Source organism: Microbacterium hydrocarbonoxydans, assembly GCF_900105205.1.
GTDB classification, from domain to species: domain Bacteria; phylum Actinomycetota; class Actinomycetes; order Actinomycetales; family Microbacteriaceae; genus Microbacterium; species Microbacterium hydrocarbonoxydans.
Genome location: NZ_FNSQ01000005.1, coordinates 2,865,940 through 2,887,743, shown reverse-complemented (window position 1 = coordinate 2,887,743; position 21,804 = coordinate 2,865,940). Strand labels below are relative to the sequence as shown.

Sequence of the window (21,804 nt, the reverse complement as noted above, 5' to 3'; positions counted from 1 at the left end):
TCTTCGGGCAGGATGAGCGTATGACCAGAGCGCGGACGAAGATCACGGTGATCGGTGCGGGAAGCGTCGGGGTGAGCGTGGCGTACGCAGCCCTGATCCGGGGGAGCGCGGCCGAGGTCGCGCTCTACGACATCGCCACGGACAAGGTGGATGCCGAGGTCCTCGATCTCGCGCACGGCACGCAGTTCACCTCGGCGGCCGTGAGCGGCGGATCCGATCTCGCCGTCGTCGAGGGGAGCGACGTGATCGTCGTGACGGCGGGGGCGAAGCAGCAGCCGGGGCAGACGCGCATGGAGCTCTCGAGCGTCAACGCCCGTCTGCTGGAGAGGCTCATGCCGCAGCTCGTCGAGCGCGCACCCGACGCGGTCTTCATCATCGTCACGAATCCCGCCGACGTCATGACCGTCGTGGCTCAGCGCGTCTCGGGTCTGCCGCCGCACCGGGTGTTCGGATCCGGCACCGTGCTCGACACCTCCCGCCTGAGGTGGAGGCTCGCGCACCGGGCGAACGTCAGCACCGCCAGTGTGCACGCCGACATCGTCGGAGAGCATGGGGACACCGAGTTCCCGCTCTGGTCGAACGCCACGATCGGGTCCGTGCCGATCCTCGATTGGCCGGCCGATCAGCCGTTCACGGTGGAGGAGCTCGACCGCATCGCGATCGAGGTGCGGGATGCCGCGTACACCGTCATCCGCGGCAAGGGCGCGACCAACCTCGCGATCGGCGTCAGCTGTGCACGCATCGCCGAGGCGGTGCTGCGCGACGAGCGCGCCGTGCTCCCGGTCGCCACCGTGCTCGACGGCGAGTACGGGATCCATGGCGTCGCCCTCTCGGTGCCCTCGGTGGTCGGTGCCGCGGGTGCCGTCCCGCTCGGGGAGACGCCGATGAGCGCGCACGAGGCGGGGCTGCTCCGCGCCTCCGCGGACGCCATCCGGACGGCGATCGACGAGCTCGGCTGAGCGGGTCCGAAAAGATTCCGGAATTCTTCAGCGACGATGTCGATCTGCGGCATCCTCGTTCGACGTCTTCAATGAGAGGGTCGAGAGACGATCCCAGGACCAAGGAGAACGCCATGAAGTACATGCTGATCATGCGCTCGAACGACGAGGCCGTCGAGGCGTACAAGGAGATGCCCTTCGAGCAGGTCATCGAGGCCATGGGCAAGTACAACGAGTCGATGATCAAGGCCGGCGTGCTGGCTGCGGGCGAGGGTCTCAGCGATGCGGCCGAGGGCTTCGTCGTCGACTTCAGCGCCGAGAAGCCGCTGATCACCGACGGCCCCTACGGCGAGACGAAGGAGCTGTTCAACGGCTTCTGGATCCTCGAGGTGTCGAGCCGTGAAGAGGCGGCGGAGTGGGCGAGCCGCGCGCCGCTCGGCAAGGGCTCGTTCCTCGAGGTGCGCCGGGTGAGCGACGAATCCGACTTCCCGGCCGACAATGAGTGGATCGAGAAGGAGAAGGGCTGGCGCGAAGAGGAAGAGGCGCGTCGCGCCCAGCAGTGAGATGACCGACCCTCATTCCAGCGAGACGGCGCGTTCCGCACCCGACACGGGTGTTGCGGAGCGCGCCGTCGCAGCCGTGTGGCGCATCGAGTCGGCGAAGATCGTCGCGACGCTGACCCGCGTGGTGGGGGACTTCGGTCTCGCCGAGGACCTCGCGCAAGAGGCGCTGCTGGATGCCCTGCAGCAGTGGCCCGTCGAGGGAGTGCCCCGCAACGGCGCAGCGTGGCTCACGGCGGTCGCGAAGCGCAAGGCGATCGACGGTTGGCGGCGACGGGAGCGTCTCGACGACCGCATGGCCGTGCTCGCACACGACCTCGAGCGCGAGCAGGCCGAGGCGGCGGATGCGCCCCCGTGGGATCCCGACGCCGTCGACGACGACGTGCTGCGGCTGATCTTCATCGCGTGCCACCCGGTGCTCTCCCGCGAGGCGCAGGTGGCGCTGACGCTGAGGGTCGTGGCGGGTCTGTCGAGCGAGCAGATCGCTCGCGCATTCCTCGTCCCCACAGCGACCGTGCAGCAGCGCATCGTGCGGGCGAAGAAGACCCTCGCCGCCGCTCACGTGCCCTTCGACATGCCGGGCAGGGACGAGCACGCGTCGCGTCTGGGCGGCATCCTCGGGGTGCTGTACCTGATCTTCAACGAAGGGCACGCGGCGAGCAGCGGGCCCGACTGGATGCGACCCGAGTTGGGTCTCGAGGCCATCCGGCTGACCCGGGTCCTCGTGGCGCTGATGCCGCGGGAGCGCGACGCGCACAGCCTGCTCGCGCTGATGGAGCTGACGGCCGCGCGGTTCCCCGCCCGGATCGACGCTCACGGTGAACCGGTGCTGCTCGCGGACCAGGACCGGCGGCGCTGGGATCGTGCGCGCATCGCTCGCGGTCGCGCCGCACTGGCCACCGCCGACACCCTCGGATCCGGCCGCGGTCCCTACGGGCTGCAGGCGGCCATCGCCGAATGCCACGCGCTCGCGTCGTCGGTGGAGGAGACCGACTGGGATCGCATCGTCGTGCTCTACGAGGCGCTCGGGCGCATCGCTCCCTCGCCCGTCGTCGAGCTCAATCGCGCCGCGGCTGTCGCGATGGCGACCGGCCCCGCATCCGCGCTGCAGATCCTCGACCGGCTCGCCTCCTCCGGTGCGCTGGCCGGCTATCACCTGCTGCCGGCCACCCGCGCGGAGCTGCTGCGGCGGCTCGGGCGGGAGGAGGAGGCCCGCAGCGAGTTCGCGGCCGCAGCCGCTCTCGCGGGCAACGACCGGGAGCGCGCGCTGCTGGAGGCGAAGGCCGCCGACCGCTGAGCATCCCGCCATAGACAGAGAACCGCCCTCTTCACCAGCGTCGCTGGGGAAGAGGGCGGTTTCCTGTGTTGCTATGAGGTCAGCTGCGGGCCTTGCTGCCGCGGTTGACGATCAGGCCGTAGATCAGCAGCACGATGATCGAGCCGCCGATGGCGAGGAGCCACGTGCCCAGGTCCCAGAACTCCGTGAGAGGACGGTTCAGGATCAGGCTGCCGAGCCACCCGCCGAGGAGGGCGCCGACGACGCCGAGCAGGAGGGTGATGAACCATCCGCCACCCTGCTTGCCGGGAAGGATCAGCTTCGCGATGGCTCCGGCGATGAGGCCGAGAAGAAGGAATCCGAGAAAGCTCATGTTCAGCTCCTTTGTTTCGTGAGCCCTGGGGTGCCAGGGCTCGTGTGATCCACTGTGCCCTCTCAGCGTGTTCTCAGCCAACCCCTTGCGCCGAGGTGCCCGGATATGGCAAGAGGCCCGCCTCCCCGGGGGGAGACAGGCCTCGTGAGGCGAGTACGCGTCAGTTGTTGCCGCGGACGATCGCGATGATGCGAAGGATCTCGACGTAGAGCCACACGACCGTGACCATGATGCCGAAGGCACCGAGCCAGCCGTACTTGCGGGGAGCGCCGTTGCGGACGCCCTGCTGGATCTGGTCGAAGTCGAGCACCAGCGAGTACGCGGCCATGATCACGACGAGGACGCCGATGATCAGGCCGAGCGGGATGCCCATGATCTCGGCGCTGTAGAGACCGAAGGCCTGGCCCTGCGGCAGGACGCCCGTCCACATGAGCACCAGGTTCAGCAGCGAGAACACCAGGTAGCCGACCATCGCGATCATGAAGATCTTGGTGGCCTTCTTGGATGCACGGATCTTGCCGCTCGCGAAGAGCGCCAGCGTCACGCCGACGACCGACACGGTGGCGAGCGTCGCCTGCATGACGATGCCAGGCCAGATCGCCTCGAAGAACGCCGAGATGCCGCCGATGAAGAGTCCCTCGAACGCGGCGTACGCGAAGATCAGCGCGGGGCGGACCTTCTTGCGCGAGGTGAAGGAGATGACCATCGCGAGGACGAAGCCGCCGAGCGCGCCGACGATCCACGGGAGGAGGTTCGGCTCGAACCGGTCGTAGGGGTTCTGCTCCGGAGCGGCGACGCCACCCAGGGTCAGGAACCAGCCCACGGCGGCGGTGACGAGCAGGATGGCGAAGAGACCGGCGGTCTTCCAGACGGTGTCCTCGACCGACATGCGGTCGGTCTCGATCGCGCCGGCGGGCGGAGCGGCGTACATGCCCTCCAGCTGCGCGTTGGCGGCGGCATCCATCGTGCCGTGCTGGAACGACGCGGCCTGCGCACCCTGAGCGCCCTGCGGGGCACCCGGGTAGGTCGCGACGTTGCGCGGATCCTGCTGCTGGAACGCCGGGTTGTTGAAGGCGAAGTTGCTCATGTGGGCCTCACTCCAAAGTGGGTTGTAGGTCGCTTTCCTCAACGATACCCGGATGGGCGGTTCATCAGGGTGTTCTACGCTGAGAGCGTGCCCAGGAAATCGCCTCTCGTGATCGGGCACCGTGGTGCGCCCGGCTATCGTCCGGAACACAGTCGATCGTCGTACGAGCTCGCGCTCGCGATGGGGGTGGATGCGGTCGAGCCCGACGTCGTCGCGACGAAGGACGGCGTGCTCGTCGTGCGTCACGAGAACGAGATCTCGGGGACCACGGACGTCGCCGACCATCCCGAGTTCGCGGACCGCAAGACCACCAAGCGCGTCGACGGCCAGGCGCTGACCGGGTGGTTCACCGAGGACTTCACGTGGGACGAGCTCAGCACGCTGCGCAGCCGCGAGCGTCTGCCGGAGGTGCGCCTGTCGAGCGCCAGCTTCAGCGGATCGCAGGCGATCCTGCGTCTGACTGACGTGCTCGACATCGTGCGCGAGGGCTCGGTCGAGCACGGTCGCGAGATCGGGGTCGTGCTGGAGGTCAAGCACGCCACCTATTTCGCGAGCATCGGTCTCGATCTCGCCCCACTGATCGAACGCGAGCTGCGCGCTGCCGGCTGGGCCGACGGCGAGCTGCCGCTGATCATCGAGTGCTTCGAATCCACGATCCTCAAGCAGCTGCGCTCGCGCGGCATCTCAGCGTCGTACATCTACCTGATCGAGGCGTCGGGGCGTCCGTACGACCTGCTCGTCGCGCAGGGCAAGCAGGCGCTCACCTACAAGGCGACCGTCACCCCGCAGGGGCTCGACGCGCTGGTCGGTCAGGTCGACGGCATCAGCGTCAACAAGCGGATGCTGCTCGACCCCGGCAACACGATCGTCCCGGATGCGCACGAGAGGGGGCTGCAGGTCTTCACCTGGACGTGTCGCCCCGAGAACGCGTTCCTAGCGGCGGAGTACCGCAGCTCCGGGGGCAAGAACGCCTACGGCGACTACGAGGCCGAGTGGGGCGTCATCGCCCGGACGGGCGTGGACGGCGTCTTCGTCGACCACCCCGATCTGGGCGTCGGCTTCTTCCGCAGCTGACCGCGGCGCGCCGTCTCGGTGACGGTCAGAGCGGACCGAGCACCTCGGGCACCGCGCGATCCAGACGCAGCGCCCGCAGCGGGGCGAGGATCTGCCGCTCCTCGAAGCGGAAATGCGATTCCATGATCGCCCCGATGCCATCGAGGTGCCGTTCGAGGGCGTCCCGACTCTCGCCGCCCTCGGCCGCCATGCGCAGCGCACCGAGCAGATGGGCGAGCATCGAGTGATCCTGCATGAGCTTGTCGATGACTTCGCCGAGCTCGGGATGCTCCTCGCGCAGCGCGGGGAACAGCGCCCGATCCTCGCTCAGGTGATGCCCGTCGAGCGCCGAGCAGAAGCCGATGCAGAACAGCACGAGGTCGGAGGCGGCATCCGGGGCATCGGCTCCGTCATCCAGCGCTGAGCGGGTGGCCTCGAGAGCGGCCCGCAGCCGGCTGTGAGCCCGGCGCAGCTCCTCGTCCCAGGCGATCAGGCGGTCGGCATCCATCTCCCGCATTCTAGGGCGGGATCAGGGGTCAGAGAGTGCGATCGAAAGCGCCGCGGCGCGAGACGATCTCCTTGCCCAGCGGCATCAGCGAGACGGGGACCATCTTGAAGTCGGCGACCCCGAGGGGGATCCCGATGATCGTGATGCAGAGCGCGAGACCCGAGACGATGTGGCCGAGAGCCAGCCACCACCCGGCGAGGACGACCCACAGCACGTTGCCCAGGAACGAGCCCACGCCCGAGGTGGGCTTGCTGACGATCTCGCGACCGAACGGCCAGATCGCGTATCGGGCGATGCGGAACGAGGCAATGGCCCAGGGGATCGTCACGATCGGGATGCAGAGCAGGATGCCCGCCAGCATGTAGCCGAGGAACAGGGCGAGACCGGCGAAGATCAGCCAGATGATGTTGAGGATGGTGCGCACCGTCCGATCATCGCATCGGCAGCTGGACGCTGGCCGGTGCACGGCAGGCGGTCGGGGCCTCCGTCGAATCGGGCGCGGCGGATGCCAGACTGACCGCATGACCGGAATCGTCGTCGAGGGTGTCAGCAGATCGTTCGGGAGCGTCCAGGCGGTGCGTGCGGCGACGCTGCGCGCCGAGCCGGGCAGGGTCACCGGGCTCGTCGGGCCGAACGGAGCGGGCAAGACGACGCTGCTCCTCATGCTCGCGTCGCTCCTCGCGCCCGACACTGGAACGATCCGCATCGGCGGGGTCGACCCCTCCGAAGACCCGCTCGCCGCGCGGCGCCTGCTCGGCTGGATGCCGGATGCCCTCGGCGCCTGGCCGTCGCTGACCGCCAGGGAGACGATCACGACGACCGCACGCCTGTACGGGATCGCGCCGGACGCCGCTGCCGACCGTGCCGCCCAGCTGCTCGCCCTCGTGGATCTCGCCGATCTCGCCGACGCCCCGGCCAAGGTGCTCTCGCGCGGACAGAAGCAGAAGCTCGGACTCGCGCGCGCCCTCGTGCACGACCCGCAGGTGCTCCTGCTCGACGAGCCGGCATCCGGGCTCGACCCGGAGGCCCGCATCCAGTTGCGGGTGCTGCTTCGGCGCCTGGCGGCGGAGGGGCGGACGGTGCTGATCTCCAGTCACATCCTCTCCGAGCTCGAAGAGGTCATCGACGACGCGGTGTTCCTCGTCGCCGGCTCCGTGGCCGACGGCGCCGAGGCGCAGAACACCGGTCGCGCCTGGCGGATCCGGATGCTCGGCGCCGACGCCGCCCGCCAGGCCGCCGATTCATGGCAGGTCGCCCAGATCCTCGGCATCCCGGTCGAGTCGATCGGCGCCGACCGCGGGGGAGTGCTCGTCGGATTCGTGGACGACGAGGCCGCGGCCACCGGACTGCACACGCTCGTCACCGCGGGCCTGCGCATCTCCGAGTTCGCTCCGGCGCAGAGCGCTCTGGAGCACACGTTCCTGAACCTGCACCGCCCGTCCGCGGCACCTCAGGCCGCCGCCGCTCCCGGCTCCTCGACGACACCGGGCGCACCGCCCTCGGCACCGCCGCCCCCGCCCGCCGCGACGGCGAAGAACCCCGAGGAGGCCGGAGCATGAGCATCACCAGCATCGGGATCATCGCCCGCCTCGAACTCACCCAGCGCCTGCGCAGCGTGGGCTGGTATGTCCTGCTCGGCGTGTTCGCACTCGTGCTGCTCGCCGTCACCGGCTTCTCCTTCGCCGTCTACTCGTGGGGCGACTTCGTCGGAGCGGGGGTGTTCTCGATCGTCGTGAACATGGTGCTGCTGCTCGTCGTCCTCGTGTCGCCGACGCTCAGCGGCAACGCGATCAACGGCGACCGCGACGCCGCGACCCTCGCCGCCGTGCAGGTCACCGCCGCGTCGACCGGCGACATCATGGTGGGCAAGCTCGTCGCCGCCGTCGCGACCGGCTTCGCGTTCCTCGTCGTGGCCATCCCGTTCCTGGCCGTCTCGCTGCTCGGCGGCGGCTCGAACCCGCTCGTGCTGCTCGTCTCGCTCCTCGTGCTCATCGTCGAGATCATCATCGTGGCGGCGATCGGCGTGGGGCTCAGCGGCTTGATCGCCCGTCCGCTGTTCTCCGTCGCGACGACGTACCTCGTGATCGCCGGTCTGGTGATCGGCACGCTCATCGCGTTTCTGCTCGGCGGGATGGCCGTGCGCACCGAGACCACGCAGTACAACCGCCCCTACGACGACGTCGGCAACGTGGACTGCGAGTCCTGGGACTCCTACACGACCGAGGTCCCGCGTTTCGACCTCGTGTGGTGGGTGCTCGCCGCCAACCCCTTCGTGGTGCTCGCGGATGCGACGCCGACCGAGTTCGATCCGAACGGATACCCGGTCGACATGTTCGGTCAGATCAAGCTCGGTGTGCGCAGCGCTCAGCAGACTCCGCTCGACCAGCGCTTCGACGAGTGCTCCGACGACCCGTACGTCTACCCGACGCCCGAGGAGACCATCGCCGGCACCGTGCCCAGCTGGTTCGTCGGTCTGGGCGTGCAGCTCGTGCTCGCCGGAGGGCTGTTCGCGGGTGCCTGGTCGCGGACCCGCACGCCGGCGAAGCGGCTCCCGCCGGGCACGCGCATCGCCTGAGCGCGAGAGGACCTGAACGGCGAGACGAGGTACGCGCGGCTGAACGGCAACCGTCCGTTCACCTGCCGTGCACCGGGGAGTCGCGCGTCGGCCATGCGGAATCGGTGATGTGGGGGGATACCCGACTGATTCCCCCAGGAGCCCCATGTCCCGCCTGCATTCCGCGGCTGCGGTCACGACGGTCTGCGCACTCAGCGCCGCCGCCCTGCTCGCCGTACCGCTCGCCGCCACCGGAGCCGAGACCGGCATCCGCATCAACGAGGTCGAATCCAGCGGAGAGGTGCCGGGCGACTGGATCGAGTTCGTCAACACCTCTGCCACGGCGATCGATCTGAGCGGCTTCGTCGTCCGCGACAACGGCGAGGACGAGTCGTACACGTTCCCGCAGGGGAGCGTCATCGAGCCAGGGGCGTATCTCGTGATCGATGAGGTCGCCGCGGGCGTCGGAGACTTCTCCTTCGGTCTGGGCAAGGACGATCAGGTGCGACTGTTCGACGCGGGCGGAGTGCTCGTCGACGAGACCGCCTGGACAGGGCATGCCGCGGTCACCTGGGGAGCCGAGGACGTCGACGGCACCGTCGAATGGGCGGCGACCGCCGAGAGCACCAGGGCGGCGGCGAACGTCTTCCCGTCCGACGTCCCCGATGCGGGCTCGATCGTCATCAACGAGGTCGACTCGCAGCCGGCCGACTGGATCGAGTTCTACAACGCGGGCGACACCGACCTCGACATCTCGGGGTATGAGATCCGCGACAATTCGGACGACCACCGGTGGCAGTTCGGCCCCGGCACCCGGATCGCCGCGGGAGAGTTCCTCGTGGTCGAGGAGGGCACCATCGGCATCGTCGGCGGTGCGGAAGCCGCCTTCCGCGATCCGATCGGCATCGGCAGCGCCGACCGCATCCGACTCTTCGACGCTGCGGGAAAGCTGATCGACGACACGCTCCCGTGGAGCGGACACGCGGCGATCGACGGCGACTTCGCTGCGGCCACGCTCGCCCGCTGCCCAGACGGTCGGGGATCCTTCGTGCTCGCCCGTTCGACGCCGGGCGCGGCGAACTCCTGCGTGATGCCCGATGTGGCGATCAACGAGATCGAGTCGAACGGCGACGCCACCGACTGGGTCGAGGTCGTCAACACCGGAAGCACGCCGGTGGATGTGGCCGGGTGGACCGTCATGGACGGCGATCCGGTCGGTCATGCGGCCGAGACGACCCCGCTGCCGGCCGGCGCAGTGCTGGAACCCGGTGCGTACCTCGTCTTCGACCAGCCGAAGGACTTCGTGTTCGGACTGGGCAACGGCGACACCGTCACGCTGCGCGACGCGAACCTGAACGTCGTCGACGAGCACGTCTACACCGCCCACGCGGCCGGTGTCCTGGCTCGCTGCGCGGACGGCAGCGGCGACTTCGTCGACATCGCCGTATCGACCAAGGGGCTGCGCAACGCCTGCGGGAACCCGGTGCGGATCAACGAGGTCGAGTCGGACGGCGGATCGCCCGACGACTGGATCGAGCTCGTCAACCCGACGGCCTCGACGCTCGACGTGTCCGGCGTCGTCGTCAAGGACGACGACGATGCGCATGCCTATCCGATCCCTGCCGGCACGACGATCGCCGCGGGGGGCCACCTCGTGATCGAGCGCGCCGCTCTGGGCTTCGGCCTCGGCGACGGCGACACGGTGCGGCTGTTCGACGGCGATCTGCTCGTGGACTCCGCCTCGTGGGGCGCGGGCCACGCCGCGACGACCTGGGGACGCTGCCCCGACACGACCGGCGCCTTCGGCGTCACGGCCCGCAGCACCAAGGGAGAGGCGAACGTCTGTTCCGGAGAGATCGCGGTCTCGGCCTGGACGGGGTCGGCGGAGGTCAGGGTGCTCGACTCGGCTCCGACGTTCCTCGAGGACAGCTCGGGTCTGGACGTACAGGAGACGAAGGACGGTGCATTCCTGTGGGCCGTCGACAACGGCGAGGGGCGGATCTGGAAGCTGAAGGCGCATGCCGACGGCTCCTTCTCGCAGATCCCGGGCTGGGATTCGGGTAAGCGGGTGCGATTCCAGAAGGATGCAGCGAACCCCGGTGCGGCCGGCCCCGACACCGAGGGCATCACCGTCGACGACGAAGGCGCCGTGTACGTCGCCTCGGAGCGCGACAACAGTGCCAAGGGCGTGAACCTCAACACTGTGCTGAAGGTCGATCCCGAGACATCCGCCGGCGACCTCGTCGCCCAGCAGGAGTGGGACCTCACCTCGCTGCTGCCGGCCGTCGGTGCGAACCTCGGCATGGAGGCGGTGCAGTGGGTGCCGGACTCGGCCCTCGACGGGAAGCTCTTCGACATCACGACCGGCGCCGCGTACGACTCGACGACCCACGCCGGCCACGGTGGCGGGCTGTTCTTCGTCGCGGTCGAGGACAACGGTCACGTGTACGCCTTCGCGCTCGCCGCCGACGGCGGGGCCACGCTCGTCTCCGAGATCGCGCCAGGGCTTCCCGGAGTGATGGCTCTCGACTACGACAGCGTCCTCGACGTGCTCTGGGCGGTCTGCGACGACGGCTGCCAGGGCCGCTCGGCGCAGATCACGCTCAACGGCTCGGCGCAGCCGGGGATCGCGCACTTCGCGCGGCCCACCGGCATGCCCGACATCAACAACGAGGGATTCGCCACGGCTCCGGCGTCGCTCTCCGCCGACGGGCAGCGTCCGGTCTGGTGGTTCGCCGACGGATTCGCCTCGGAAGCTCTCAGGGTGGGCACCCTTCCCGGCACGGCGGGGGAGAACCCCGGCAATCCGGGCAACCCCGGCGGCGAGAAGCCGCCGCTGCCCGGCTCGGCGCTCACCGACGACAACCGCAACGGGGTGACGGTCGACCCGGCGGTCGCCTCACGGGGGCAGACCGTGACGGTGACGGCGGGCGCAGCGCACGCCTCCGAGCGTGTGTCGGTGTGGATGTACTCCGAGCCGGTGCGCCTGGCGACGGGTGCGGCCTCCGCCGACGGAGCGCTCACGGTCACGATCCCGACGGATGCTCCGCTCGGCGCCCACCGTATCGCGGTGTACTCCGCAGCCGGTGAGCTGATCGGCTGGGCCGACATCCGCGTCACGCAGAGCGGCGGGGGGCTCGCCGCGACAGGTGCGGAGATCCCCTCTGCCGCGATCGCGCTGGCGCTGCTGCTGATGCTGGGCGGCGCGCTCGCGGTCCGCCGACGCAGCCGCGCGGCCTAGGAGTCACGAGGGCGGGGAGGCCGTGCTCCGGCCTCCCCGCCTGCCCTCCCGTGCCCCCGTGTCGGTGGCTCGGCCTAGACTCATAAGGCCATGACCGAAGCCCCCCTCATCGTCCCCGGATCCGTCGGCCCACGCTCCACAGGGGCGGAGGGGCACGACGATCTCCTCGCCGGCCTCAACCCTCAGCAGCTCGAGGCCGTGACCTATCGCGGCCCCGCGCTGCTCATCGTCGCGGGTGCGGGCTCGGGCAAGACCAGCGTGCTCACCCGACGCATCGCGTCACTGCTCCGCAGCCGCGAGGCATGGCCCAGCCAGATCCTCGCGATCACCTTCACCAACAAGGCCGCCGGCGAGATGCGCGAGCGCGTCGAGGCGATCATCGGCGACGCGGCGCGCGGCATGTGGATCTCGACGTTCCACTCCGCCTGCGTGCGGATCCTGCGCCGGGAGGCACAGCAGTTCGGCTTCACGAAGTCGTTCACGATCTACGACTCCGGCGACTCGCGGGCCCTGATCAAGCGGCTCGTCAAGGAGCACGAGGCCGACGCGTACGGTCTGACCCCGGCATCCGTCCAGTCGCGCATCTCGAAGCTCAAGAACGAGCTCTCGGATGCCGAGGCCTACGCGCGCCAGGCCAACATGTCGGACCCGGCCGAGCGGATCTTCGTCGAGCTCTTCACCGACTACCAGCGGCAGCTGCAGAAGGCCAACGCCTTCGACTTCGACGACCTCATCGGTCAGACGGTCTACCTGTTCCGGGCGTTCCCGCAGGTCGCCGACACGTACCGCCGTCGGTTCCGGCACATCCTCGTCGACGAGTACCAGGACACCAACCACGCCCAGTACGCGCTGATCCACGAGCTCACCCGGCCGGTGTCGGGCGAGTCCGCCGATCCGTATGCCTCCAACGGCATGATGATCTTCGAACCGGAGACTTCGCCGGAGCTGGAGGGTGCATCGCTCACGGTGGTCGGCGACTCCGACCAGTCGATCTACGCCTTCCGCGGTGCCGACATCCGCAACATCAGCGAGTTCGAGCGCGACTTCCCCGGTGCTCGGGTCGTCCTGCTCGAGCAGAACTACCGGTCGACGCAGAATATCCTGTCCGCGGCCAACGCCGTGATCGGCAACAACTTCGACCGCAAGGACAAGAAGCTCTGGAGCGACAAGGGCGACGGCGACATGATCGTCGGCTTCACGGGGTACTCGCAGCACGATGAGGCCCAGTTCGTCGCCGACGAGGTTGAGGCGCTGCACCGCGCCGGGATGCCGTACTCCGAGATGGCGGTGTTCTACCGCACCAACTCGCAGTCCCGCGCGTTGGAGGAGATCTTCATCCGCTCCGCCGTGCCCTACAAGATCATGGGCGGCACGAAGTTCTACGAGCGCGCCGAGATCAAGGACGCCCTGGCGTACCTCGTCGCCGTCGCGAACCCCGCAGACGAGATGGCGGTGCGCCGCATCCTGAACAAGCCGAGACGTGGCATCGGCGACGTCAGCGAGACGGCGATCGCACGGTTCGCCGAGGACCACGGGATCACTTTCCGCCAGGCCCTCTCGGTTCCCGATCAGCTGGGCTTCGGCCCGAAGATCCAGGCCGGGATCGCCCAGCTCGACGCAGTGCTCGCCGAGGCGACCGAGATCATGCTTCCGGCGTCCGGTGAAGTGCCGGCGCCGACGACCGTGGCCGACGGGCTGAGTGTGCTGCTCTCCAAGAGCGGCTACCTCGACGCGCTGCGCGCCAGCCGCGACCCGCAGGACGAGGCCCGCGTCGAGAACCTCGACGAGTTCGTCGCGGTCGCGCGCGACTTCGCGCGCAACAACCCCGAAGGCACCATCGTCGACTTCCTCACCGAGGTCGCGCTCGTCTCCGACGCCGACGACCTCGACGACGAGTCCGGATCGGTGTCGCTCATGACGATGCACACGGCCAAGGGTCTCGAGTACGACGCCGTGTTCGTCACGGGTGTCGAAGAGGACCTGATCCCGCACCGGATCTCCGCGGGCGAGCCTGGCGGGCCCCAGGAGGAGCGTCGGCTCTTCTACGTCGGCATCACCCGCGCGCGCAAGCGCCTGCACCTCTCGCTCGCGATGACCAGGGCTCAGTTCGGTGAAGTGTCGGTCGCCATGCCCAGCCGGTTCCTGCAGGAGATCCCGGCGGGACTCATCGACTGGCGCCAGTCGCCGGGAGACGTGAACTCCCGGGGCGGGTCGCAGTCGCGCGCGCTCAACGCGCGTCGCGCCGGCGGGTTCGGCGGATCCGGCTCCGGTGATCGTTTCGCCGTCAAGCAGCTCCCCGGCAGGGACTCGCTCAAGCCGCTGTCGACCGCGATGGACAAGTTCCCCAACCGTGTCACGGCCAAGATGCGCGACAACGGCGATCTCGAGCTGGCGGCGGGCGACCGCATCCGTCACTCCGACTTCGGCGAGGGGCGCGTCGATGCCGTGACCGGCGAGGGGGCGAAGCGCATCGCGCATGTCCGCTTCGATTCGGCCGGGCAGAAGAAGCTCCTCATCAAGGTCGCGCCGATCGAGAAGATCTAGCGGTTCCGCGGGTTAGGCTGGCTGATATGGCCCTGTTCTCACGCCGCAAGAAGTCCGCCGACGACGTCGTCGCCGACCAGACCGAGACTGAAGTCGAGACCACCGAGTCAGAGGATGTCTCGGCGGCCGACGCATCCGATGCGCAGGCGACGCCGGACGAGACCCCCGAAGCGGCACCGAGCATCGGCATCTCGGTCCAGGCCTTCCGAGGCGTGGGTGCTCAGGCGGGCCCTGAGGTGACGCTTCCCGCGGCTGATGCGGCAGCATCGTCCGGATCCGCCTCCGTGCCGATGTCGGCACCCGCTGCCGCGCCTGCGCCTGTCGCGACGCCTGCACCCGAGCCCGAGCGCCGCCTGCCGCTCGCTCCCGTCCAGCCGCCCGAGCAGACCGAGACCGTCCCCGGCATGAAGGACAACGTCCTGCTCCGCGAATCGCTCAAGGAGGTCGAGAAGGGCGCGACGAACGAGCAGCTCCTCGGCGTGCTGCGTCAAGCGCTGCAGGGGCACCTGTACATCCGCGTGAACGGCGACGCCCGTGCGCAGATCAGCGAGGGCAAGCCGCTGGCCGTCGCCGTGGTGCGTGACGGCGAGCGCCAGTTCATGCTCGCGTTCAGCTCGGCCGCGGCCGTGCGCGACTCGGTGCAGCTCGAGAAGGATCCGTCCGCGACCTCGGCCGTCGCCCAGCCGGTCACCTCGGTGCTCCAGCAGGTCGTGTCCGGAGACTTCGCCGGGCTCATCGTCGACAACGCCTCCGCGCCGCATCGCGTCGTGTTCCCCACCGAACTGCTGCAGAAGGCGCTCGACCAGGCCGACGTCGACATGACGGTGAAGTCGATCCTCGCGGCTCCGCGCGAGCAGGACACCGCGTCCAAGCTCGGCGATGCGCTCGCCGTGAAGCGCATGTGGGTCGCCGTGAACGAGGGCAACAGCAGCGGGCAGGTGGGCATCGCCGAAGCGCAGACGCCCGACGGCAAGCGGTTCCTGCAGCTGTTCTCGCACCCCCTCGAGGTGCTCGCGCTGGGCCGGGGAGACCGCCCGCTGCCGTTCGAGCCGCAGCAGCTCGCGAATCTGCTGTCCAGCCACATCGAGATGGCGGGGGTCATCATCGACCCGGCAGGGCCCAGCATGCTCGTCGAGCGCGACGCCCTCACGTCGGTCCTGATCATGGCCGTCGACATCGGCGACTGAGGGGTTCCGTCCGTCGCACGCTGACCCTAGGGTCGGAGCATGGCCTCAGAACGCGTGACCCTGACCGTCATCGATCCTGACGGGGAGCGCGAGGTCGCCCTCTCCAGTCCGAATCGCGTCGTCTGGCCGAAGGACGGCATCACGAAGGCCGAGCTCGCGGAGTACTTCCAGCAGGTCAGCGTGCCGTTCCTCGAGGCGAACGGCAACCGACCCGTGTCCCTCGAACGGTTCCGTGACGGCGTGGGCAGCGAGGGCTTCTTCTCCAAGAACCCGCCCAAGGGCACACCCGAGTACGTCGACGCCGTGACCGTCACGTACAACAGCGGGCGACGGCATCCGCAGATCGTGCTCAACCGCCCGAGCGCCATCGTCTGGGCCGCGCAGATGAACACGATCGTCTTCCACCCGTGGGCGTCGCTCGCCACCGATTCCGACAACCCCGTCGAGCTGCGCATCGATCTCGACCCGCAGCCCGGCACCGGGTTCGCGGATGCCGTACCGGCCGCCCACGCGCTTCGAGAGGTGCTGAAGGAGGTCGGGCTCGACGCGTTCGTGAAGACCAGCGGCAACCGCGGACTCCACGTGTTCGCTCCCATCGAGCCGACCCATGAGTTCCTCGACGTCCGTCACGCCGTGATCGCCGCCGGGCGGGAACTGGAACGACGGATGCCGGAGCAGGTCACGATGAACTGGTGGAAGGAGGAGCGGGGGGAGCGGATCTTCATCGACTTCAACCAGGCGAATCGCGATCGCACCATGGCGGGCGCGTACAGCCCGCGGGCACTCCCCGGCGCCACGGTCTCGACGCCGGTGCACTGGGACGAGCTCGACGGACTCGACCCCGCGGCCTTCACGGTGCGCAGCGTCCCCCAGCGTCTGGAGGAGATCGGAGATCCGTGGGCGGGGGCGCAGGAGAAGCGCGGCCGCATCGACACGCTCCTGGAATGGTGGGAGCGCGATGTGGCGGACGGACTCGGAGAGCTGTCGTTCCCGCCGGAGTTCCCCAAGATGCCCGGCGAGCCGCCGCGCGTGCAGCCGAGCAAGAAGGTGGCCGCGAACTGGGACGAGAACGGCGATCCGGTCGAGGACTGACGCTCAGCCGATCACGTCGGCGAGGTCGTACCCGGCGACCGTGTCGAGCTGGTCGTAGGTGCAGGAGCGGGCGTCCCGGTCCGGGCGCCAGCGCTCGAACTGCACGGTGTGCCGAAAGCGGGCGCCTTCGAGCTGGTCGTAGCGGACTTCGAGCACGAGCTCGGGGCGCAGCCGCACGAACGACACGTCCTTCGATCCGCTGAACCGCGAGCGTTCGCCTTCGCCCGTGACGGCGTCGCCCGCGTCGTCGCGTTCGACCAGCGGCTCCAGCTCCTCGACGAGCTGCCGGCGACGCACGTCGCTCCACGCGGCGACGCCGCCGACCTGGCGCAGAGTGCCGTCCGCGTCGTACAGCCCGACCAGCAACGAGCCCACGCCGGAGCCCGACTTGTGCACGCGATATCCCAGCGCGACGACATCGGCGGTGCGGGCGTGCTTGATCTTCACCAGCGTGCGCTTGCCCGGCGCGTAGGGCTGATCGAGGGGCTTCGCGACCACGCCGTCGAGCCCCGCGCCCTCGAATTCGGCGAGCCAGCGCACGGCGGCGTCGCGATCGCGGGTGGTGCGGGTGATGTGCAGCGGATGCTCGACCGAGGACATCAGCGTCTCGAGCCTGGCGCGCCGCTCGGCGAACGGCGTGTCCTGCAGGTCCTCGTCGCCGAGGGCGAGCAGATCGAAGGCGATGAACATCGCGGGCGTCTCGACGGCGAGCCTGTTCACCCGGGACGCGGCGGGATGGATGCGCTGGCTGAGCGCCTCCCAGTCCAGTCGCTGCGCGCCGTCCGGCCCGGTGGCGACGACGATCTCGCCGTCGAGGAGGCAGGGGCCGGGGAGCAGCCGCGGGATCGCTTCGACCAGCTCGGGGAAGTAGCGGGTGAGGGGCTTCGCGCCGCGGGAGCCGATCTCGACGTCCTCCCCGTCCCAGGCGATCAGACCGCGGAAGCCGTCCCACTTCGGCTCGAAGAGGAGTCCGCCGGCGGTCTTCGCGGGGTCGGGGACGGATGCTGCCGCCTTCGCCAGCATCGGGGCGGGGATCTCGTAGCGCATGGATCCATCCTGGCCGGGGTTCGGCCGACGCAGAAGGGCCAGTTCGGCCGCATCCGTCTGCAGCGGCGCAGGCTGAACTGCGTGCGGGGAAGCAGTCAGCCGAAGAGATCGCCGAGGGAGGCGGGTCTTCCGGCATCCTTCAGGGCGGTGCGCGCGGCGTGCCAACCGGCCATGCCGTTGACGCCGGGACCGGGAGGCGTCGAGGCGGAGGCGAGGTAGACGCCGCGCATCGGGGTGCGCCACGGGGCGGTGCCGAGCACGGGCCGACGCAGCGCCTGCGGGATCGTGAAGGCGCCGCCCAGGATGTCGCCGCCGATCTCGGACGGGTTGATCGCCTCGCGATGTGAGGCGGGCACCGAGTGGTGCGCGAGGATCAGGTCGCGGAAGCCCGGCGCGAACCTCTCGACCTGGCGGGTGATCAGCTCGGTGGCGTCGAGGTCGGAGTTCTGCGGCACGTGGATGTACGTCCAGAGGACCGCCTTGCCCTCCGGAGCCCTGGTGGGGTCGAAGACCGACGGCTGCACGGTCAGGACGTACGGTCGGTCGCTGATCCGTCCCCTGGCCACGGCGTTCTCGCTCTCCCAGACCTCGGCGGCCGAGCCCCCGACGTGCACGGTGGGCGCCTGTGCCACGTCGGCGTTCGCCCAGGGGATCGGCCCGTCGAGGGCGAAGTCGACCTTCGCGGCGGCGGGGCCGTAGCGGTATCCGCTGATCGCCCTCGCGTATCCGGCGGGGATGTCGGGGTGGGTGAGCGTGAGGCGGGGTGAGGTGTTCAGCAGCAGCAGGTCGCCACGGGCGGGGTCGCCCCAGTCCAGTGTGCCGAGGTCCGTGACGTGCGCGCCGGATTCGACGGTCCCGCCGTGCGCCTCGATGTCCGCGACCATGCTGTCGGCGATGCGCTGCGCTCCGCCGCGCGGGTACATCCAGCCGCCCGCGTGGGCCTGGGCCGCGAGCAGCAGCCCGGCGGCCGCACCGGCGAGCGAGGGCATCGGGGTGTTCGCGTGCGCGAGCACCCCCGACATCAGGCCGGCGGCCTCGTCGGTGCGCAGCGAGCGGCGGGCGAGCGGTGTGCCCTGATCCAGCATCCGCAGTGCGAAGCGGAGCGCCGTGAGCGGGTCGCGCGGGATCCGGAGCATCTGGTTGCCGGTGAAGTCGACGACGCCCTCGACGTGGCTGCTGAGCGGGCGGAGCAGTGCGAGCCAGGCGCGTTCGTCGACACCGAGTCCCGCGGCGGTGCGCTCGATGTCGCGCCAGGCGATCCCTGCGCGTCCGCCGTCGAGCGGGTGGGCGTAGGAGATCTCGGGGAGGATCCACTCGATCCGCTCCGCGAGCCCGAAAGCCTGGAAGAACGGCGACGAGAGCGCGGCCGGATGCACGGCGGCGCAGATGTCGTGGAGGAACCCGGGGAGGGTGTTCTCGGCGGTGCGGACGCCGCCGCCGATCGTGTCGGATGCCTCCAGGACGCGCACCTCGTACCCGGAGCGGGCCAGTGCCACCGCCGCCGCGAGGCCGTTCGGTCCTGAGCCGATGATCGTCGCGCGAGCCATACGGCCAGTCTTCCACGTCCGGGCGTGAGATCCTTGAAGAGATGAATGAAGTCCAGGGCCCTACCCCCACCGGAACCTCCCGTCCCTACCGCACCCTCACCGAGGCGCTCCGCGCGCACCGCATCGCCGTCGAGAACCACGAGTTCATCACGGCGATCACGGATGCCGTCGGCATCTCCTCGTACATCGACCGCGGCCGCTACATCGAGGCGATCCGCCGCGGCGCCGGTGCTCCGCTGCACATCGGCAAGACCTACACGAACGGCTTCACGGAGGACGAGGCGGTCGTGATCGGCTCCACGCCTCTGCGCCTGCAGCCCAGCGAAGGACGCGCTCCGTACTTCTACGTGACGCATCCGAGCGAGTTCCGTCCGATCGCGCCGGTGAAGGCGAAGCGCTCGACGACACCCCGTGTCGCCGCGGCGCCGAAGGTCGCACGTACGCCGAAGCCGGTCGAGCGGGACTATGGCGTGTGCGACGTCTGCTTCATGCTGAAGACGCCGTCCGGCGGCTGCGGCTGCGACTGAGCTCTGCCTGCTGTCCCGATCTGCACAGGATTCCCCGCACAGCACACGAACGGGCCGGACTGGTGTGCCCTCCGTGGCATTGTGTGCGATTCGGGACAGTCGTGACCGGTCTGGGACAGTCGTGACCGGTCCGGGACAGTCGTGACCGGTCTGGGACAGTCGTGACCGGTCTGGGACAGTCGTGACCGGTCGCCGAGAGTCGTGTCAGGCGAAGGCGCTCATCCCGGTGATGTCACGCCCGAGCAGCAGCGCCTGCACGCTCTCGGTGCCCTCGTAGGTGTGGATCGCCTCGATGTCGGCCATGTGCTGCATCACGCCGTTCTCGAGCAGGATGCCGTTGCCGCCGAGCAGGTCGCGGGCGATGGAGGCCACCCGCCGCGCCGCTCGGGTGTTGTGGAACTTCGCCAGTGAGGCCTGCGTCGGACGCAGCTCGCCCGCGGTCTCGAGGTCGGCGAGGCGGCGGCAGTAGAGCTGCATCGCGGTGAGGTCCTCGAGCATGTGCGTGAGTCGCTCCTGCACCATCTGGAACTTCGCGAGCGGCTTGCCGAACTGGATGCGCTGCTTCGAATACGCCAGGGCCGCCTCGTAGCAGGCGGTCGCGTGACCGAGTGCCGACCAGGCGACGCCCGAGCGCGTGGCGTAGAGCACGACCGAGGCGTCCTTGAAACTGTGCGTGCCCGGCAGGACCGCATCGAGGGGCACGCGGACGTCGTCGAGCACGATGTGCGCCTGGTGGATCGCGCGCAGCGATGCCTTGCCGCGGATCGGGGTGCCGGTGTAGCCGGGGGTCTCCTGCTCGACGAGGAAGCAGCGGACGGCACCGTGCTCCGGAGCCGTCTCATCGTCGACGCGCGCCCAGACGAACGTGATGCCGCCCGATGCGCCGTTGCCGATCCACTTCTTGGTGCCGCGGAGCACCCAGTGGTCGCCGTCGCGGCGCGCCACCGTCTCCAGGGACACGGAGTCCGAGCCGTGATCGGGCTCGGTCAGCGCGAACGACCCGAAGACCGAGCCGTCAGCGAGCGCCGTGAGCCACTTCTCCTGCTGCTCCGGCGAGCCGAAGAGGGCCAGGGTGCGCAGCGCCAGGCCGCCCTGCACGGCGAGCACGGTGCCGAGCGACCCGTCGCCTCGCGAGATCTCCATGTTCACCAGCCCCGCGGCGAGAGGGGAGAGGCGCGTGAGGGACGGATGCTCGATGCCGTCGACCACGAGGTCCATCTCGCCCATGCGGCGAGCGGCGTCCAGCGGGTACTCGGCACGGTCCCACGCGTCGGCCATCTGCGCCCCGACCTCGTCGATGTATGCCTTCGCTCGATCCCAGGCGGCGCGGTCGGCCTCGGGGATGTCGGCGAAGACGGCGTAGTAGTCGCTGTCCTGGCGTCCGGTGATGTCGTACGACGAGACGCGCTCGCCGGGGAAGGGGGAGGCTGCGGTGCTCATGGTGACTCCTTCGTGGCACCAAGTATCGTACGCGTTGAAACTCGGTTCCACGACCCCGCCGCTCGCGGACGGCGCGGCTCAGTCGAGCTGGGAGCGCAGTCTTCTCGTCACCTCGGCGATCGGCATCGACCGGGGGAACACCGCGACCACCACGTCGTCCGGCTCGTCGGTCGCAGCATCCGCCGGCACACCGTAGCGCCGGCGCACATCGTTCAGTGCCGACTGCAGCGTCGACAGCGGCACCTTCTTGCGTCCGCGGAGCAACTGGCGCAGCACGTGGTTGTGCACCGCCGTCACGAGCGCCGCGAAGCCGACGGCATCCAGCGGATCCACCCCGGGCAGCGCGCTGCGCAGGTACTCGTCGAACAGCCGCTCGTACCGGAACACCGTGATGATCTCGCGTTCGCGCAGCACCGGCACCTGACGGACGATCTGGTACCGACGGCGGGCGAGCTCCGGGTCGTGCGCGAAATGCGCGAACACGGACTCGGATGCCGCGCACACGGCGCCCCACGGATCTTCGTGTCCCTCGGAGAGGAACTCGCGGAGGCGGTCGAGGAGCAGCTCGTGATCGGCGAAGACGACGTCCTCCTTGCCGCCGAACTGACGGAAGAACGTGGACCGGGAGACCCCTGCGGCCTTGGCGATCTGCTCGACGGAGGTCTGATCGAATCCCTGGGCCTGGAAGAGCTCGAGGGCGGCGGCGACGACGGCGTCGCGCGAATCGGGGAAGTCTCGCATAGCGAAAGCCTAGGACCTCGCGGCCCGAGCGCCACGGTGTCTGACGTTCCGCGACGCTCAGGTGCGTCCAGATCGGGGTAGTAGGCTGG

19 protein-coding genes are annotated in these 21,804 nt (G+C 69.5%); 11 read left to right on the top strand and 8 right to left on the bottom strand.

What is annotated here, in order from left to right; all coding sequences use genetic code 11:
- The first annotated feature begins 20 nt into the window (after window positions 1–20).
- The 3 genes from BLW44_RS14185 to BLW44_RS14175 all read left to right on the top strand — a co-directional run bounded on the left by BLW44_RS14185 (window position 21) and on the right by BLW44_RS14175 (window position 2,795).
- Window positions 21–959, top strand: a complete 939-nt coding sequence (locus tag BLW44_RS14185; protein ID WP_060927053.1) for an L-lactate dehydrogenase — start codon at window positions 21–23, stop codon at window positions 957–959.
- 113 nt (window positions 960–1,072) lie between these two features.
- Window positions 1,073–1,501 (top strand): YciI family protein, encoded by a 429-nt coding sequence (locus BLW44_RS14180; protein WP_060927025.1) that lies wholly within the window; start codon window positions 1,073–1,075, stop codon window positions 1,499–1,501.
- Between the two features lies 1 nt (window position 1,502).
- On the top strand, window positions 1,503–2,795 hold the full coding sequence (locus BLW44_RS14175; protein WP_060927024.1) for an RNA polymerase sigma factor: 1,293 nt from the start codon (window positions 1,503–1,505) through the stop codon (window positions 2,793–2,795).
- A 79-nt stretch (window positions 2,796–2,874) separates the two neighbouring features.
- Here BLW44_RS14175 and BLW44_RS14170 read toward each other — a convergent pair whose 3' ends face one another.
- Together BLW44_RS14170 and BLW44_RS14165 are read right to left on the bottom strand one after the other, a co-directional pair.
- Window positions 2,875–3,147 carry a GlsB/YeaQ/YmgE family stress response membrane protein gene (locus BLW44_RS14170; RefSeq protein WP_053098987.1) on the bottom strand — a complete coding sequence of 91 codons (273 nt, stop codon included), beginning with the start codon at window positions 3,145–3,147 and terminating at the stop codon, window positions 2,875–2,877.
- Between the two features lie 160 nt (window positions 3,148–3,307).
- On the bottom strand, window positions 3,308–4,234 hold the full coding sequence (locus BLW44_RS14165; protein ID WP_060927023.1) for a Bax inhibitor-1/YccA family protein: 927 nt from the start codon (window positions 4,232–4,234) through the stop codon (window positions 3,308–3,310).
- A gap of 87 nt (window positions 4,235–4,321) precedes the next feature.
- Between BLW44_RS14165 and BLW44_RS14160 the strand changes: the two genes are divergently transcribed.
- Window positions 4,322–5,308 carry a glycerophosphodiester phosphodiesterase family protein gene (locus BLW44_RS14160; RefSeq protein WP_060927052.1) on the top strand — a complete coding sequence of 329 codons (987 nt, stop codon included), beginning with the start codon at window positions 4,322–4,324 and terminating at the stop codon, window positions 5,306–5,308.
- Window positions 5,309–5,333: 25 nt separating this feature from the next.
- On the opposite strand, the gene BLW44_RS14155 is transcribed toward BLW44_RS14160, so the two are convergent.
- Together BLW44_RS14155 and BLW44_RS14150 are read right to left on the bottom strand one after the other, a co-directional pair.
- A complete protein-coding gene (locus BLW44_RS14155; RefSeq protein WP_245647405.1) occupies window positions 5,334–5,795 on the bottom strand; it encodes a hemerythrin domain-containing protein in 462 nt (153 codons plus the stop codon).
- Window positions 5,796–5,823: 28 nt separating this feature from the next.
- On the bottom strand, window positions 5,824–6,219 hold the full coding sequence (locus BLW44_RS14150; RefSeq protein ID WP_060927021.1) for a YccF domain-containing protein: 396 nt from the start codon (window positions 6,217–6,219) through the stop codon (window positions 5,824–5,826).
- 97 nt (window positions 6,220–6,316) lie between these two features.
- Here BLW44_RS14150 and BLW44_RS14145 point away from each other — a divergent pair, with 97 nt between their 5' ends.
- From BLW44_RS14145 to ligD, 6 genes are all read left to right on the top strand, one after another.
- Window positions 6,317–7,354 (top strand): ABC transporter ATP-binding protein, encoded by a 1,038-nt coding sequence (locus tag BLW44_RS14145; protein ID WP_060927020.1) that lies wholly within the window; start codon window positions 6,317–6,319, stop codon window positions 7,352–7,354.
- Window positions 7,351–8,370: an ABC transporter permease gene (locus tag BLW44_RS14140; RefSeq protein WP_060927019.1), complete on the top strand. Its 1,020-nt coding sequence runs from the start codon at window positions 7,351–7,353 to the stop codon at window positions 8,368–8,370. The genes BLW44_RS14145 and BLW44_RS14140 overlap by 4 nt, the downstream gene beginning before the upstream one ends.
- A 145-nt stretch (window positions 8,371–8,515) precedes the next feature.
- A complete protein-coding gene (locus BLW44_RS14135; RefSeq protein ID WP_060927018.1) occupies window positions 8,516–11,590 on the top strand; it encodes a lamin tail domain-containing protein in 3,075 nt (1,024 codons plus the stop codon).
- Between the two features lie 90 nt (window positions 11,591–11,680).
- Window positions 11,681–14,134: an ATP-dependent helicase gene (locus BLW44_RS14130; protein WP_060927017.1), complete on the top strand. Its 2,454-nt coding sequence runs from the start codon at window positions 11,681–11,683 to the stop codon at window positions 14,132–14,134.
- 26 nt (window positions 14,135–14,160) lie between these two features.
- Window positions 14,161–15,321 carry an SseB family protein gene (locus BLW44_RS14125; RefSeq protein ID WP_060927016.1) on the top strand — a complete coding sequence of 387 codons (1,161 nt, stop codon included), beginning with the start codon at window positions 14,161–14,163 and terminating at the stop codon, window positions 15,319–15,321.
- 39 nt (window positions 15,322–15,360) lie between these two features.
- Window positions 15,361–16,413 (top strand): non-homologous end-joining DNA ligase, encoded by a 1,053-nt coding sequence (gene ligD, locus BLW44_RS14120; RefSeq protein WP_060927015.1) that lies wholly within the window; start codon window positions 15,361–15,363, stop codon window positions 16,411–16,413.
- Window positions 16,414–16,416: 3 nt separating this feature from the next.
- On the opposite strand, the gene BLW44_RS14115 is transcribed toward ligD, so the two are convergent.
- On the bottom strand, window positions 16,417–17,460 hold the full coding sequence (locus BLW44_RS14115) for an ATP-dependent DNA ligase (RefSeq protein WP_060927014.1): 1,044 nt from the start codon (window positions 17,458–17,460) through the stop codon (window positions 16,417–16,419).
- Window positions 17,461–17,555: 95 nt separating this feature from the next.
- Window positions 17,556–19,007 carry a phytoene desaturase family protein gene (locus tag BLW44_RS14110; RefSeq protein WP_074731848.1) on the bottom strand — a complete coding sequence of 484 codons (1,452 nt, stop codon included), beginning with the start codon at window positions 19,005–19,007 and terminating at the stop codon, window positions 17,556–17,558.
- Window positions 19,008–19,048: 41 nt separating this feature from the next.
- Here BLW44_RS14110 and BLW44_RS14105 point away from each other — a divergent pair, with 41 nt between their 5' ends.
- Window positions 19,049–19,534: a hypothetical protein gene (locus tag BLW44_RS14105; protein ID WP_060928720.1), complete on the top strand. Its 486-nt coding sequence runs from the start codon at window positions 19,049–19,051 to the stop codon at window positions 19,532–19,534.
- Between the two features lie 204 nt (window positions 19,535–19,738).
- Here the strand turns inward: BLW44_RS14105 and BLW44_RS14100 are convergent, their stop codons facing one another.
- Both BLW44_RS14100 and BLW44_RS14095 read right to left on the bottom strand, forming a co-directional pair.
- Complete coding sequence (locus BLW44_RS14100; protein WP_060928719.1) at window positions 19,739–20,974, bottom strand: acyl-CoA dehydrogenase family protein; 1,236 nt, start codon at window positions 20,972–20,974, stop codon at window positions 19,739–19,741.
- Between the two features lie 78 nt (window positions 20,975–21,052).
- A complete protein-coding gene (locus BLW44_RS14095; RefSeq protein ID WP_060928718.1) occupies window positions 21,053–21,715 on the bottom strand; it encodes a TetR/AcrR family transcriptional regulator in 663 nt (220 codons plus the stop codon).
- Window positions 21,716–21,804: the final 89 nt, after the last annotated feature.